The 15,114-nt window shown below is 36.5% G+C and carries 13 protein-coding genes and 1 pseudogene; 10 read left to right on the top strand and 4 right to left on the bottom strand.

The window, feature by feature from the left end; genetic code table 11:
- The first annotated feature begins 132 nt into the window (after window positions 1–132).
- Entirely contained in the window at window positions 133–1,860 is a 1,728-nt protein-coding gene (locus EKL96_RS08070; protein WP_126460604.1) for a tetratricopeptide repeat-containing sensor histidine kinase, read from the top strand.
- Here EKL96_RS08070 and EKL96_RS08065 read toward each other — a convergent pair.
- On the bottom strand, window positions 1,835–2,332 hold the full coding sequence (locus EKL96_RS08065) for a metallophosphoesterase family protein (protein ID WP_126460601.1): 498 nt from the start codon (window positions 2,330–2,332) through the stop codon (window positions 1,835–1,837). The genes EKL96_RS08070 and EKL96_RS08065 overlap by 26 nt on opposite strands.
- A 321-nt stretch (window positions 2,333–2,653) precedes the next feature.
- On the opposite strand from EKL96_RS08065, the gene truA reads away from it, so the two are divergent.
- From truA to EKL96_RS14685, 6 genes and pseudogenes are all read left to right on the top strand, one after another.
- Window positions 2,654–3,424: a tRNA pseudouridine(38-40) synthase TruA gene (truA, locus tag EKL96_RS08060; protein WP_126460598.1), complete on the top strand. Its 771-nt coding sequence runs from the start codon at window positions 2,654–2,656 to the stop codon at window positions 3,422–3,424.
- Between the two features lie 85 nt (window positions 3,425–3,509).
- The gene (locus EKL96_RS08055; RefSeq protein ID WP_126455847.1) at window positions 3,510–5,264 is read left to right on the top strand and encodes an ABC transporter ATP-binding protein; all 1,755 of its coding nucleotides are present in this window, start codon (window positions 3,510–3,512) and stop codon (window positions 5,262–5,264) included.
- Window positions 5,265–5,447: 183 nt separating this feature from the next.
- Window positions 5,448–6,836: a dihydrolipoyl dehydrogenase gene (gene lpdA, locus EKL96_RS08050; RefSeq protein WP_126455845.1), complete on the top strand. Its 1,389-nt coding sequence runs from the start codon at window positions 5,448–5,450 to the stop codon at window positions 6,834–6,836.
- Between the two features lie 221 nt (window positions 6,837–7,057).
- Window positions 7,058–7,894, top strand: coding sequence for a serine O-acetyltransferase (locus EKL96_RS08045; protein WP_126460594.1), 837 nt, complete (start codon window positions 7,058–7,060; stop codon window positions 7,892–7,894).
- 5 nt (window positions 7,895–7,899) lie between these two features.
- On the top strand, window positions 7,900–8,814 hold the full coding sequence (gene cysK / locus EKL96_RS08040; RefSeq protein WP_126460591.1) for a cysteine synthase A: 915 nt from the start codon (window positions 7,900–7,902) through the stop codon (window positions 8,812–8,814).
- A 444-nt stretch (window positions 8,815–9,258) separates the two neighbouring features.
- A pseudogene (locus EKL96_RS14685) lies at window positions 9,259–9,426 on the top strand (transcriptional regulator); the annotation flags it as partial.
- A gap of 79 nt (window positions 9,427–9,505) precedes the next feature.
- On the opposite strand, the gene EKL96_RS08030 reads toward EKL96_RS14685, so the two are convergent.
- Window positions 9,506–10,546 carry an RluA family pseudouridine synthase gene (locus tag EKL96_RS08030; protein ID WP_126460588.1) on the bottom strand — a complete coding sequence of 347 codons (1,041 nt, stop codon included), beginning with the start codon at window positions 10,544–10,546 and terminating at the stop codon, window positions 9,506–9,508.
- Entirely contained in the window at window positions 10,536–11,156 is a 621-nt protein-coding gene (locus tag EKL96_RS08025; RefSeq protein ID WP_126460585.1) for a PASTA domain-containing protein, read from the bottom strand. Before EKL96_RS08025 ends, EKL96_RS08030 begins: the two co-directional genes overlap by 11 nt.
- Window positions 11,157–11,275: 119 nt before the next feature.
- On the opposite strand from EKL96_RS08025, the gene EKL96_RS08020 reads away from it, so the two are divergent.
- From EKL96_RS08020 to EKL96_RS08010, 3 genes are all read left to right on the top strand, one after another.
- On the top strand, window positions 11,276–12,244 hold the full coding sequence (locus EKL96_RS08020; protein ID WP_126460583.1) for a D-alanine--D-alanine ligase: 969 nt from the start codon (window positions 11,276–11,278) through the stop codon (window positions 12,242–12,244).
- A gap of 107 nt (window positions 12,245–12,351) precedes the next feature.
- Window positions 12,352–12,807 (top strand): pantetheine-phosphate adenylyltransferase, encoded by a 456-nt coding sequence (gene coaD, locus EKL96_RS08015; RefSeq protein WP_126460581.1) that lies wholly within the window; start codon window positions 12,352–12,354, stop codon window positions 12,805–12,807.
- Between the two features lie 146 nt (window positions 12,808–12,953).
- Entirely contained in the window at window positions 12,954–13,532 is a 579-nt protein-coding gene (locus EKL96_RS08010) for a PhnA domain-containing protein (RefSeq protein ID WP_126460579.1), read from the top strand.
- A gap of 219 nt (window positions 13,533–13,751) precedes the next feature.
- Here EKL96_RS08010 and EKL96_RS08005 read toward each other — a convergent pair whose 3' ends face one another.
- Entirely contained in the window at window positions 13,752–15,098 is a 1,347-nt protein-coding gene (locus EKL96_RS08005; protein WP_126460577.1) for a DEAD/DEAH box helicase, read from the bottom strand.
- Between the last annotated feature and the right edge of the window lie 16 nt (window positions 15,099–15,114).

The raw sequence follows: 15,114 nt of genomic DNA, 5'->3' as shown, positions 1-15,114 counted from the left end.
ATGAAACTTAAATGCTGTTTTTTTAATTAAAAAAAAGAAAACCAACCAATTTAATCCTGATTTAAAGTCAGTTTATTTTGAAAAATAAGGCGGATTTAAAAAACCAGAAATAACCAATCTATTCAATTATTTATGCCTCAGAAACAAATTGCTATAGTCTTAGTTTTACTATTGAACCTCACTGGTAGTTTTGTTTGTGCTCAAAAGAAAGAAACTCCAAAAAAGGAAGCTCTAACATTAGCAAAAGAAGCTAATCAGCATATGAAAGCTGGTAATTACGAGAAGTCCTTAATACAATCGAGACTTGCTTTGAGCCAAGCAATCAAAATCAAGGACAACAACCTGATAGCAAGAGCTTATAATACCATTGCTGCTAATTTTGATCAATTATCGGAATCTGACAAAGCTTTTTTCTACTACAACAAAGGACTGGAATACGCTAATAAAACTAATAATGATGTTTTAAAAAATTGGTTAAACAATAATTTAGGAAATATCTATTGCTTTGATAAAAAACAATATGAAAAAGGAATTTATTATTATAAAAAATCACTGCATTACAGCACTAAAACAAAAGATTCAGCACAAATTATATTTACAAAACTCAATTTGACGTGGGCCTATTTCGACAATGATCGCTATCAAGAAGGGCTTCCCTATTTAAACTACATCAACAAACACCACAAAAAACATGGAGACGAGTCTACAATTGTAGCTTTAAATATGCTCAACGGCATGTATCATAGCCATACAAACAACACTAAAAAAGCCCATTATTTTTTCCAAAAAGCAATTGAAAAAGGAATTAAAGGAACTGAAAAATCTGATTTATCATATTCCCACCTAGAGTTTTCTAAATTTTTATTGAAAAACAATGATTATAAAAATGCCTATAAAAATTTAATCCGATATAATACAATTACTGGGGAACTAAACGACCAAGAAAAACACAATAAAGCGAATGTTGCTGGCATAAACCTTGAAATTGATGAGTACAAAAGAGAAATCGACAAGATCGAAACAGAATATAAAACAAAACAACTTTTTTTACTGCAAGAACAATCCAGAAATAAAAAAATTGTGATTGTACTAATTGCTGTTCTACTGCTATTTTTCATCCTTTTTTACTTCTATTCTCAAAACACACAACTAAAACAAAAAAACAAACTAAAGGACTTACAAAGCAAAGTTCAGGAAAACATGATCAACGCATCCATTAACGGACAAGAATTAGAACGAAAAAAAATTGCGGCATTTTTGCATGATAACATTAGTGCTTTACTTTCATCAGCAGGACTACATCTTCATGCGTATACCTCTAAAAATCAATATTCAGCACAAGAAATCATAAAAACTAAGGCTATTCTTGAAGAGGCACACGATCAAGTACGGGATTTATCCCACGAACTGATGCCTTCGCTTTTAGCCCGTTTTGGATTATTTGATGCATTAGACGATTTGTGTGAAAAAAACTCCAATTCCATTCTGTACTTTGAATACGCAAGTTCCGTAGATCGAAAAACCCGTTATGATGAAGATTTCGAAATTAAAATTTATTTCATAATTATGGAACTCCTCAACAATACCATAAAACATAGTCAGGCAACACGTTCAGAATTAAGCATTCACGAAGATAATGATTTTCTGAATGTCAATGTTATGGATAATGGCCAAGGTTTTGATTCTAGTAAATTTCATATCCTTGAAGGTTTTGGCATCAACCAAATCAAAGCCCGAATCAATAATCTGAAAGGAACTATTGTCATAAACTCCAAAATAGGTTTCGGTACAACCATAAAAATAATAGTACCCATCACCTATCAAAAAAAAATAATCAGACCCGTTTTTCAATCTCAATAATTTCCAAATCTTTGATTTTGTCTCCTTCAATCACAAAACGCAACATCGTTCGCACCTGATGAAAACCACTTTTTCCTGCCGCACCAGGATTCATGTGTAATAAATTATGTTTTTTATCGAATATGACTTTTAGAATGTGAGAATGTCCACAAATAAATAATTTTGGCGGATTGGCTTCCAACTCAGCTTTAATATTGGGATTGTATTTCCTCGGATAACCACCAATATGCGTAATCCAAACATCAACGCCTTCACACATAAAACGGTTGTGTAAGGGAAATTCCAGTCGCGCCGTTGCATCATCAATATTTCCATACACGCAGCGCAACGGTTTCAGCTTTTGTATCGCATCAGTCACGGCCAAATCGCCTATATCACCCGCATGCCAAACTTCGTCAGCCAATGCAACATATTTCAAAATGGTATCATCAATATGACTGTGCGTGTCAGAAAGCAAAAGTATTTTTTTCATATTTATAGTGTCATTAAGAGGTACGAAGTAATCTGAAGCAATTTGCTTCGCCAGTTCGCTTCGCTCGTGTCCAGCTATCCGTTTCAATCTTTATTGTTTTTAAAGAAAAAACAATAAAGGATTTCCACTACAAATATTTACATTCACTGAACTCCTATGAAAATAAAAGTTTAGTGAAGTAATCTGGGCTACGATTTTGTGGTAAAAATAAACATTCGAATTCCAAATAAAAAATCAAATCGAAACTTAACAAACTTTGCACCTTGGCAACTTCGTGGCAAAAAAATTAATAAGTATCTTTGTGGCTTCAAAAAAATTCACTTGAGATATTTTATCAAATTAGCATACAGCGGAACCCATTATCACGGCTGGCAATACCAACCCAATGCTGCCTCTGTTCAGGAAACGATGAACAAAGCGTTTTCGGTGCTATTGAACACAACCATCAATCTTATGGGCGCCGGTAGAACGGATTCCGGGGTTCACGCCAAAGAAATGTATGCCCATTTTGATTTTGAAACACCAATTGATATTCCAAGTTTACTGCACAAACTCAACTCCTACTTACCCAAAGACATTGTTATTTATGACATTATACCGGTTCACGATGAAGCGCACACTCGTTTTGATGCCACTAAAAGAACCTATGAATATCACATCAATACATTCAAAGATGTTTTTTTGCAAGAACAAAGTTGGTATTTCCATCAAAAATTAGATATTGATTTGATGAATGAAGCGGCGCAACTATTATTCAATCACACTGATTTTCAATGTTTTTCAAAAGTCAACACAGATGTAAATACCTTTGACTGCACTATTTTTGAAGCATATTGGACTCGAGGCACAGCTGAACAGGGCGCAGACAAACAAGAAAACGGCAATTTGATTTTTACCATTTCTGCCAACCGTTTTTTACGCAATATGGTTCGTTCCATTGTGGGAACATTAGTAAATATAGGATTACACAAGAGTACACTGGCTGATTTTACTGCCATCATAGAAAGTAAAAACCGAGATAAAGCTGGTTTTTCGGTTCCGGCACATGGTTTGTATTTAACCAAAATAGATTACGATTACATTACGCAATAGCCCTGATAGTAGTGAAAATCCTTTTATGTTTTTCTTTAAAAACATAAAAGATTGCAACGAATAGCAGGAAACAGCTCCAAAAAACATGAAAGCAAAAGCATTTGATACTAGATTATTCAAACGAATATTAAAATTTACTAAACCCTATCAATGGCGTTTTAACGGAGTGATTATTTTTGCCGTTTCGCTATCAGTATTTGCGGCATTGCGCCCGTATTTATTGAAACAAACTGTAGATGGTTACATTTCGACCCAAGACCAACAGGGATTATTATTGTATGTGATCCTGATGGGAATTGTACTATTGCTGGAGGTATTCTCGCAGTTTTACTTTGTGTATTGGGCAAACTGGCTCGGTCAAGATATTGTAAAAGACATTCGGACAAAACTGTTTCAACACATTTTGAGTTTCCGAATGAAATATTTTGATCACGTTCCCGTAGGACAGCTCGTGACACGCTCGGTTTCGGATATAGAATCCATTGCTCGTATTTTCAGTCAGGGTTTGTTTATGATTATCAGTGACTTGATGAAAATGTTCGTAGTACTGATTTTCATGTTTTACATGAACTGGAAACTGACTTGGATCGTAATTATTGCAATGCCCATTTTGGTTTATTTTACCCGAATTTTTCAGCGTAAAATGCAAGTCGCTTTTGAAGAAGTACGAAATCAAATCGCTAACATGAACTCATTTGTTCAGGAACGTGTGACAGGAATGAAGATTGTACAACTCTTTAATCGTGAAAAAATTGAATACAACAAATTCAAAAATATCAATGACAAGCACAAAAAAGCGTGGATAAAAACCATTCTGTATAACTCCATATTTTTTCCTATTGCAGATATCATTTCGTCCTTAACCCTTGGTTTTATTGTACTATATGGCGGCATCAAGATCTTGAACGGAGATAATTTTACCACTTTTGGGGATTTATTTTCCTATACAATGTTCATTGGAATGTTGTTTAACCCGTTGCGCCAAATTGCTGATAAGTTCAACGAGATGCAACTGGGAATGATTGCGGCAAACCGTGTTTTTGACATTTTAGACACCGAAGATCAAATTCAGGATACCGGAATTATAGAAGCTCCAATTTTTAAAGGAGATATCGAATTCAAGAATGTCCGTTTTGGATATATTGCGGATGAAGAAGTAATAAAAGGAATCGATCTGGAGGTAAGTGCCGGTCAAACGATTGCCATCGTAGGGTCTACAGGTGCCGGAAAATCTACGATCATTAACTTACTGAATCGTTTTTACGAAATCAACAGTGGCTCTATTTACATCGATAATCACAATATTGAGAATTACACTTTAGGTTCCTTACGTAAACAAATTGCCGTAGTATTGCAGGATGTTTTCCTTTTTGCCGATACTATTTTCAACAACATCACCTTGAATAATCTTGAAATTAATCGGGAACAGGTTTTGGCTGCAGCCAAAAATATTGGCGTCCATGAATTCATCATGAGCTTACCGGATAATTATGATTTTGACGTGAAGGAACGCGGCGTTATGCTTTCTTCCGGTCAGCGTCAATTAATTGCTTTCTTGAGAGCGTATGTGAGTAATCCAAGTATTTTGATTCTGGATGAAGCTACTTCATCGATTGACACCTACTCTGAAGAATTGATTCAGCGTGCTACAGAAACCATTACTAAAGGCAGAACTTCGATTGTGATTGCGCACCGTTTGGCCACGATTGTCAATGCTGATAAAATTGTGGTAATGGACAAAGGACTGATTGTAGAACAAGGAACGCATCAGGAATTAATCAACCGCGAAAGTGGGTATTACAAGAATTTGTATGATTCTCAGTTTTCGGTAGCAAATTAGTTTTTGCTGCAAAGGAATAGCAGTTACAAAAACAAAGATCGATTTACACTTCTGCAATTTGTTCAAAACAAAGATGTTTTCTTGAAAATTAGTTAGTTTGCTACTTTATTAGTTTGAAACTTTCTCAAAACAGAATAAATCCTTAAATTCGCCCAATCAATTAAATAAGAAAAACACATAAAAATGAAATACGATATTATAGTTTTAGGAAGTGGTCCAGGTGGTTATGTTACAGCTATTAGAGCATCACAATTAGGCTTTAAAGTAGCCGTAATCGAAAAAGAAAATTTAGGTGGTGTGTGCTTGAATTGGGGCTGTATCCCGACGAAAGCGTTGCTGAAATCAGCTCAGGTTTTTGATTATCTAAAACACGCTTCTGATTACGGATTGACTATTTCATCATTTGATAAAGACTTCCCTGCTGTTGTACAACGCAGTCGCAGCGTAGCTGACGGAATGAGCAAAGGGGTTCAATTCTTGATGAAAAAAAATAAAATCGATGTGATTGATGGCTTTGGAAAACTAAAACCAGGAAAAAAAATTGATGTTACGGACAAAGACAATAAAATTACTGAATACAGTGCAGATCATATCATTATCGCTACTGGAGCACGTTCTCGTGAATTGCCAAACTTGCCTCAAGATGGTATAAAAGTAATAGGATATCGTCAAGCAATGACATTACCAACACAACCAAAATCAATGATTATCGTTGGTTCTGGAGCGATTGGAGTAGAGTTTGCACATTTCTACAACTCTATGGGAACCGAGGTAACTATTGTAGAATTTATGCCTAATGTAGTTCCTGTTGAAGACGAAGACATTTCGAAACAAATGGAGCGTTCTATGAAAAAAGCAGGTGTCAAAATTATGACTAGCTCCTCTGTTGAGAAAATTGATACCACTGGAGCAGGTGTTAAAGCGTATGTAAAAACAGCAAAAGGAGAAGAAGTGTTAGAAGCTGAGATTTTACTTTCGGCTGTTGGAATCAAAACAAACATTGAAAACATAGGATTAGAAGAAGTAGGAATCGCTACTGACAAAGATAAAATTTTGGTAAATGCTTACAACCAAACTAACATTCCGGGTTATTACGCTATTGGTGATGTTACGTCAGGACAAGCACTAGCACACGTAGCTTCTGCCGAAGGAATCAATTGTGTGGAGAAAATTGCAGGATTACACGTGGAACCTATCGATTACGGAAACGTACCGGGCTGTACCTATGCCACTCCTGAAATTGCTTCTGTAGGTTTGACTGAAAAACAAGCTAAAGAAAAAGGATACGAATTAAAAATTGGTAAATTCCCATTTTCAGCTTCCGGAAAAGCAAAAGCTTCCGGTACACCAGATGGTTTTGTAAAAGTAATTTTTGATGCTAAATACGGAGAATGGTTAGGATGTCACATGATTGGAGCCGGAGTTACCGATATGATTGCTGAGGCAGTTGTAGCGCGTAAACTGGAAACTACAGGACACGAAATTTTAAAATCAATTCACCCACACCCAACCATGAGTGAAGCGGTTATGGAAGCGGTTGCTGATGCGTATGGTGAGGTAATACATTTGTAGATTGTAAATTAACAATTTTTGATTTCAGATTTATTAATCCGATTTGTTCATACAAATCGGATTTTTTTATGAAATCATTTCCAACACCAAACGCTTATTTTGTGGGAATTTAACATATTAACATTTATTTACAAAGCAGGGTTATGAATCTATTCAATTCTGCTTTATATTTGTATTTCGAGGATTTTTACTCGTTTAATTCTGATTTTATTCCATTATAAATGAATACTGAAACCAACCGTTTTTCGAATACTCTGCATGAAAACCAAAATAAAAATTGGGTAAGAGCCATAGATTCCTCTAAAATCATCAATTGGATTGATGATTTGTTCAAAATATTATTTCCGGAGAAAGCTTTAGAAACGATCCAAATTGAATTGCTTTTGGACCAAAACAAAGCCTGTTTTATTGCTATCCTATCGAAAATTGTAAAAGACAAAACGTCCAATGAAATTCTAGATGATGCCGAATCTTTTTATCGCGCGCTTCCAAAACTTTATGATTCGATGCAAAAAGATGCACAAGCTATTCTGGATACGGATCCCGCTGCTGATTGCATTCAGGAAATTATCAATTCCTATCCCGGTTTTTTTGCTATAGAAGTTTACCGTATTGCTAACGCTATTGCTTCTCGTACCTCGTGTCTGCTGCCGCGAATTCTAACCGAATATGCTCATAGCAAAACCGGAATCGACATTCACCCCAGTGCCACAATTGATGTTCCATTCATGATTGATCACGGTACCGGAATTGTCATTGGCGAGACTACAATCATAGGGAAACACGTAAGCATTTATCAAGGAGTCACTTTGGGAGCATTGCAAGTAGAGAAAAATATGCAGGAAAAAAAACGCCATCCTACCGTAGAAGATCATGTAATTATTTATGCAAATGCCACTATTTTGGGCGGTAGCACCATCATAGGAAACCACAGTATTGTAGGCGGAAACACGTTTATCACCAAGAGTATGAATCCGTATTCCTTTGTTATGCAATCCAATAAAAATACGGTTCTGAATCAGCAGGAAATAAAAGATATTAATTTTTTCTCTATATAAATATTATGAAATACAATAACATACTCGAAACAATAGGCAACACCCCACATGTAAGAATCAATCGTTTATATGGTGCCAATCACAATGTATGGATCAAATTAGAACGTGCCAATCCCGGTGCCAGTATCAAGGACAGGATCGCTCTTGCCATGATTGAAGATGCCGAAACCAAAGGATTATTAAAAGCCGGAGGTACTATCATTGAAGCCACTTCCGGAAATACAGGAATTGGACTCGCGATGGTTGCGGCCGTAAAAGGCTATAAATTAATACTGGTAATGCCTGAATCAATGTCCATAGAAAGACGCCGACTCATGAGCCTTTATGGTGCCGAATTTGTCTTGACGCCCCGTGAAAAAGGGATGAAAGGCGCGCTGGAAAAAGCACAGGAATTAGTTACCGAAATACCTAATGCCTGGTCACCACTTCAGTTTGAAAATCCCGCCAACATCGAAATTCATAAAACAGCCACGGCACAGGAAATTATAAAAGCATTCCCTGACGGTCTGGATTATTTGATCACCGGCGTAGGAACCGGAGGGCACATCACGGGTTGTGCCGAAATATTGAAAAAACATTTCCCAAACCTGAAAGTATATGCAGTTGAACCTGAAGCTTCTCCCGTTATCAGCGGTGGCGCACCGGCTCCCCACCCTATTCAGGGAATTGGAGCAGGATTCATACCTACCAACTTGCGTACTGATTTACTGGACGGAACCATCCAAGTAAGCAAAGACGATGCATTTGCCTATACCCAAAGAGCCGCAAAAGAAGAAGGCATGTTCATAGGAATATCCTCTGGAGCATCTCTGGCAGCGGTAGCAAAAAAACTACCAGAAATCCCAGAAAATGCTAAAATATTAACCTTTTGTTACGACACTGGCGAACATTATTTAAGCATCGAAGGCTTATTTGTATAAACAAAAATCTTCATTAAAATACAAACCGATTTGTGAAAACAAGTCGATTTTTTTTAGGCTTTTCATTTTTATGGGCGTGTCTTTGTTGCAAAACTATTGTCCAAACAGATTGATCTTAAAATAATGTTTAGCATAATGCTCCTTTTGACTTTATGCCGTTTAAACTTCCGACTTACTTAGTTGGCTTTTGGGATAAAGCAGACAATAAAAATACGTAAGTTTTTGCAACCTACGAATTTGTAAAAAACAGAAAAAGTTCCCAGAAACGAAATAGCAAGAGCCAGCAAAATATTTTGAAGATAGACCAAAAAAGGTAATGCCCTGACAACCAAAAAATAAAAGATAAATATATCAGAAAACATTAAACGGAAGAAAGAGAAAAACATAAATATCAACTTCGTACGGATATTTAGGACGGATGATTAAAATACCAGACAAAAACAAAACTTAATTCAAGAAGAATTGGGGAAACTTACTAGTGTCTCAAAAGCAAAGATTTCTATACTTGAAAGCAATACCAATAGCCAAACGATTGAAACAATATTTAAAGTGTTTAGCGCCTTAAAAGCAAATATCAATTTTAATATGACAATTAAAAAAAAGAATTTGTAATTAACTTATACAATTACTCTAAGTCCAGACTTTCAGACTAGAAACAAAAAAAGCCCCAATCTCTGGGGCTTTTCCTGTTTTATTCCTCTTCCTCCGTACTATGTGACTTTGAATAGCCTCTCCATTTCTCGATGCAGTCCTGCAAATCCTGCGGAAGTTCCGTATCAAAACGCAGCATCTCACCGGTTGTAGGATGAACAAAACCCAATGTTTTAGCATGCAAAGCCTGTCTTGGCAATGCTTTGAAACAGTTGTCAATAAACTGTTTGTATTTTGTAAACGTAGTACCTTTTAAAATCAAATGACCGCCATACCGCTCATCATTAAATAAAGGATGTCCTATGTGCTTCAAGTGTGCCCGAATTTGGTGCGTTCTCCCGGTTTCCAGTTGGCATGAAATTAAAGTAACATAACCAAAACGCTCCAACACTTTGTAATGCGTCACGGCTGGCTTCCCTATTTCCGGATCAGCAAAAACCGCCATCTGCATGCGGTCTTTAAGGTGACGTGCCAAGTTTCCTTCAATCGTTCCTTGTTCTTCGACTACATTTCCCCAAACCAAAGCCACATACTCTCTTTCGGAAGTTTTAGCTTCAAATTGCTTGGCAAGATGTGTCATAGCCGCTTCGGTTTTAGCAATCACTAATAAACCAGAAGTGTCTTTGTCAATTCGATGCACTAATCCGGGACGTTCGCTGCTGTTCATTGGCAAATTATCAAAATGATACGCCAAAGCATGTACTAAAGTTCCGGTGTAATTCCCATGACCGGGATGCACTACCATTCCTGGCAATTTGTTGATCAATAACAAAGTATCGTCTTCATACACAATATCAAGCGGAATATTCTCCGGAATAATATGGTTTTCATAAGGAGGATGCGTAAGCATCACCCGAACTACATCATGGGCTTTTACCTTGTAATTCGACTTTACGGTGGCATCGTTTACAAAAATATTGCCATCGGTCGCCGCAATTTGTATTTTATTGCGAGTTGCATTTTGAATCAAACTCATCAAATATTTATCAATCCGCAAAGACGTTTGTCCTTTAGGAACTTCAAATCTAAAATGTTCAAATAACTCGTCTTCTAAATCTATTGTATCACTATTATTGTTCATCAACTGGTATTTCTTCTATTGGTGTTGCCAGTGTATCTGCAGCACTGGTCTCTTCATAACTCATTTTTCCGTCTCCTAAAACCAAGTCGATTTTGGAGGATTTTAAGACTCTGTCCCCTGCTTTCAGGTTTCTGCCTTTGAAACGCATTTCCAGCACCATGTCTTTTCCAAGATTGGGAACGTAGGTAATTTCTCCTTCTTCAAGTCCTAAAGCTTTCAATGTAGGTACTGCTTCGCGATACGTTTTATTGACTAAATCCGGAATACGAACCGATGAAAATCCCGAAGTATTTATTTTAATATATATTTTTCGTCCTACTTTTACTTTCGTACCGGGCGTTGGATCTTGCTTAACTACACTAAATTGCGGAAAATCACTTCTATAATCTACGCTGTCTAAAAGTACATAATCTAAATCCAGCTCATTCAGTTTTTCCTCGACTTGTTCTTCTGTCAACTTACGCAAATCCGGCACGGTAATTTCATGTCCATGATCTGTTGTAAAAGTCAACCAATGCATAAATAAATAGCCCAAAGCGACAATAATGGCAAGTGCAATTAGTATTTGAACAAAGAAAACACGGCTGGTAAGATACTTACGTAAACTCATAAATTTATTTTTATATCTGGCAAAGATAAAGCTATTTCGTTTCAAAAAAAATGATAATTTTGTTTAGAATTCGTTTAGTCGGTCAATCGATTAAACGTTTAACCGATTAAACGTATATAATGAAAAACATTGCCATCATCATGGGCGGATATTCCAGCGAGTATAAAATCTCTCTTATCAGCGGAAACGTCGTATATCAATTTCTGGACAAAACAAAATACAACGGATTCCGAATCCATATTTTCAAAGAAAAATGGGTTTATGTTGATGCTGATGATGCCGAATTCACTATCGATAAAAATGATTTTTCAGTAACTGTTGATGGTAAAAAAATCACTTTTGACTGTGTGTTCAACGCCATCCATGGAACACCAGGCGAAGACGGATTAATGCAGGCCTATTTTGAATTATTGCATATTCCGCAAACTTCCTGCGATTATTACCAAGCAGCATTAACGTTCAACAAACGCGATTTATTATCAGTTTTAAAACCATACGGCATAAAAACAGCCACTTCCTATTACTTAAACAAAGGTGACCGTATCAATACGGACGAAATTGTAGCTAAAGTAGGTTTGCCCTGTTTTGTAAAACCCAACAAAGCCGGTTCTAGTTTTGGCATTTCCAAAGTAAAAACTGCTGCCGAATTGCCCATTGCAATAGAAGTTGCTTACAAAGAAGACAACGAAATTATCATAGAAAGCTTCTTGGATGGCACCGAAGTTTCTGTAGGAGTAATCAATTATAAAGGAAAAGTAACCGTATTACCAATAACTGAAATTGTTTCAGACAATGATTTCTTCGATTATGAAGCCAAATATTTGGGTAAATCACAGGAAATCACTCCAGCGAGAATCTCGGATGAAATGACTCAAAAAGTGAGTGAAATTGCTAAACGTGCATATGAAGTCCTGAAAATGAAAGGTTTTTCCCGAAGCGAATTTATATTGGTAAACGGAGAGCCACACATGTTGGAAATGAACACCATTCCGGGATTAACAACGGAAAGTTTGATTCCGCAACAAGCCAAAGCCGCCGGAATTTCATTGGAAGATTTGTTTACAAATGCGATAGAACTGGCTTTGTAATAAATCACTTAATTCTTAAATACTAAACAAACGTGTCATTTAAACAAAGGAATACATTCAAATAATGTCATTCCTCCGCTGTCAGAATGACAAAACAGAAAAAATAAATGAGAAAAGCAATATTTCCAGGTTCATTTGACCCCATCACTTTAGGACATGAAGACATCATCAAAAGAAGCATTTCCTTATTTGATGAAATCGTTATTGCCATTGGTATCAATGCCGAAAAAAAATATATGTTTTCCCTCAAAGAAAGAAAACAATTCATTGAGGAAACCTTCAAAAACGAACCAAAAGTTTCCGTGATTACCTATGAAGGTTTGACGATTGATCTGTGCCACAAAATAAACGCTAATTTTATCCTTCGCGGTTTGCGCAATCCTGCTGATTTCGAATTTGAAAAAGCAATTGCGCACACGAATCGTCGGTTATCAAAAATTGAAACTGTGTTTTTATTGACCGCTGCAAAAACGTCGTACATCAGCTCCAGTATTGTACGAGATGTAATTCGCAACAACGGGCAATATGAAATGCTTGTTCCCGATGCAGTCCGAGTAAAATAATTTTAAAGCGATTTTGTCAAGTCGAGCGCAGTCGATACTAATGGATAGGTCTCGACTGCGCTCGACTTGACAAATAAACAGTCCCAATATAACTTGTAAAACGAGGCAATAATCCGTAATTTTGCCAAAAATAAAAGCCGTTAAACATGAGTATAGAAAGAGAATTAAGCAAACGCAGCGGGTCAAAATGTGAACTTTGTGGCGCAACTGAGAACCTGAAAGTGTACCAGGTATTGCCTACCAAAAAAGGAGGGATTGAGGAAAACATCATGGCTTGTAGCACCTGTATTGACCAAATTGAAAATCCGGATACCGTAGATTTAAATCATTGGAGATGTCTAAATGATAGCATGTGGAGTGAACATACTGCCGTACAAGTTGTCGCGTGGAGAATGTTAAGCCGTTTGCGTGGTTCTGGATGGCCTCAAGAATTATTAGACCAAATGTATTTAGACGAAGATACTTTGGCTTGGGCACAAGCAACAGGTGAAGGCGAAGAAGAGGAGAACAAAGTCATTCACCGTGACAGCAACGGCGTGATTCTTGAAATTGGAGATTCAGTAGTTTTAATCAAAGATTTGAAAGTAAAAGGTTCAAGCATGGTAGCTAAACAAGGAACTGCAGTGCGTAACATCAGACTGGATCATGAAAATGCCGAATATATTGAGGGTAAAGTAGACGGCCAGACTATTGTCATTATTACACAATACGTTAAGAAAATATAATGGTCAGTTGACAGTTTTTAATGATCAGTACCTGAGTTGATAAAAAAATTCAGTGGTCAGAAATAAGTGTAATCAGATACTTCATTAAAGCAAAAAATCGTTAACAGTAAATTTAATTTACCTTTAACGATTTTTTTATTGTCAATTATTTTACGGATAACTAACCCAGAAGCTTCAGGACTGAACACTGAACACTTTTCAAAACTGAACACTAAAAAACTACTCCTCTTCTTTCTTAATCACTTTTCGAGCGACTTCGATTTTGAATTTCTTGCCTTTCATTTTTTCGTCTTTGATGGCGTGAAGTAAATCTTTCACTTTATTGAATTTCACCGCTGCAAATGAGATAAAATCTTTCACTTCAATTAATCCTAAATCGTCTTTTTCTAATTTCCCTTTTTGGGAAAAGAAACCTACGATATCAATTTTATTCAATTTATTTTTCTTTCCACCACTGATGTAAATCGTTTGAAATTCAGGTGGTTTTGGCAATGAAGTGGAATTCTCCACTTTCAAAGCTTCCATTCCGTAATCGATGTAATCCATTTTTTTCTCACTTTCATGAGCAATAATATACGCCGTACCAGAAGCTAGCATACGTGCTGTACGCCCGTTTCTATGGGTAAATTCGTCTTCTTTAGATGGCAAATGATAATGAATAACATGATTCATTTCAGGGATATCGAGTCCACGAGCAGCCAAGTCAGTTGTGATTAGATAACTTACACTTCCGTTTCTAAACTGGATTAAGGCGCGTTCTCTTTCGTCCTGATCCATTCCGCCATGATAATACGTGGCATAAATTCCTTTTTCGTTCAACGTATCGCTGATGCGCTCTGCAGCATCACGATGATTACAAAAAACAATTGCCGATTGTGATTTCAACGAACAAATCAAGTTGAATAAACTTCCTATTTTATCTTTTTCTTTCGAAACGACCATTTTCATCGAAAGATTCGTTTCGGCCACGTTTTCTGGAATAAAGTCCAAAATAGTCGGGTTTACGACTCTTGTATATCGTGGAATTTCAATATCGGAAGTGGCCGAAACCAAAACGCGTTTATTGAGTTTCGTTAATTTTCCAATTATAAAAGACATTTGTTCATGGAAACCCAATTGCAACGATTTATCAAACTCATCCAAAATCAAGGTTTGAATTTTATCCACACGGAAAGTGCCTCTGTCGATATGATCCGCGATTCTTCCCGGAGTTCCTATTAAAACTGCTGGAGGATTACTTAAGTTTTTAATTTCGGTATCGATGGAGTGTCCGCCATAGCACACATTTACTTTATAATCGGTTCCCATTTTTTTCCAAACCTGCTCAATCTGCAATCCTAATTCGCGTGAAGGAACCAAAATTAAACATTGAACCGATTGAATTTCGGGTTGTAACATTTCTAAAATCGGCAACAAAAAAGCCAAAGTTTTTCCGGAACCTGTTGGCGAAAGTAATAAAATATTATTATCATTCAAGATTGCATCTTGTGCTACTTCCTGCATTTTGTTCAGGCTTTCGATGCCTAAATTCGAAAGTATATTATTGGAATGGTGTTTCTTATTCATTTTTTTTATTTGGACA

The organism is Flavobacterium sp. LS1R10 (assembly GCF_003968825.1).
Taxonomy (GTDB): domain Bacteria; phylum Bacteroidota; class Bacteroidia; order Flavobacteriales; family Flavobacteriaceae; genus Flavobacterium.
The sequence above is the reverse complement of the archived record's forward strand: the minus strand, read 5'-3'. Positions and strand labels throughout refer to the sequence as shown.

Excerpts from the sequence above, each read along its gene's own strand:
- EKL96_RS08070 (WP_126460604.1), top strand. The coding sequence starts at position 133 with ATGCCTCAGAAACAAATTGCTATAGTCTTAGTTTTACTATTGAACCTC.
- EKL96_RS08065 (WP_126460601.1), bottom strand. The coding sequence starts at position 2,332 with ATGAAAAAAATACTTTTGCTTTCTGACACGCACAGTCATATTGATGAT.
- EKL96_RS08055 (WP_126455847.1), top strand. The coding sequence starts at position 3,510 with ATGAAAGCAAAAGCATTTGATACTAGATTATTCAAACGAATATTAAAA.
- lpdA (WP_126455845.1), top strand. The coding sequence starts at position 5,448 with ATGAAATACGATATTATAGTTTTAGGAAGTGGTCCAGGTGGTTATGTT.
- EKL96_RS08045 (WP_126460594.1), top strand. The coding sequence starts at position 7,058 with ATGAATACTGAAACCAACCGTTTTTCGAATACTCTGCATGAAAACCAA.
- cysK (WP_126460591.1), top strand. The coding sequence starts at position 7,900 with ATGAAATACAATAACATACTCGAAACAATAGGCAACACCCCACATGTA.
- EKL96_RS08030 (WP_126460588.1), bottom strand. The coding sequence starts at position 10,546 with ATGAACAATAATAGTGATACAATAGATTTAGAAGACGAGTTATTTGAA.
- EKL96_RS08025 (WP_126460585.1), bottom strand. The coding sequence starts at position 11,156 with ATGAGTTTACGTAAGTATCTTACCAGCCGTGTTTTCTTTGTTCAAATA.
- EKL96_RS08020 (WP_126460583.1), top strand. The coding sequence starts at position 11,276 with ATGAAAAACATTGCCATCATCATGGGCGGATATTCCAGCGAGTATAAA.
- coaD (WP_126460581.1), top strand. The coding sequence starts at position 12,352 with ATGAGAAAAGCAATATTTCCAGGTTCATTTGACCCCATCACTTTAGGA.
- EKL96_RS08010 (WP_126460579.1), top strand. The coding sequence starts at position 12,954 with ATGAGTATAGAAAGAGAATTAAGCAAACGCAGCGGGTCAAAATGTGAA.
- EKL96_RS08005 (WP_126460577.1), bottom strand. The coding sequence starts at position 15,098 with ATGAATAAGAAACACCATTCCAATAATATACTTTCGAATTTAGGCATC.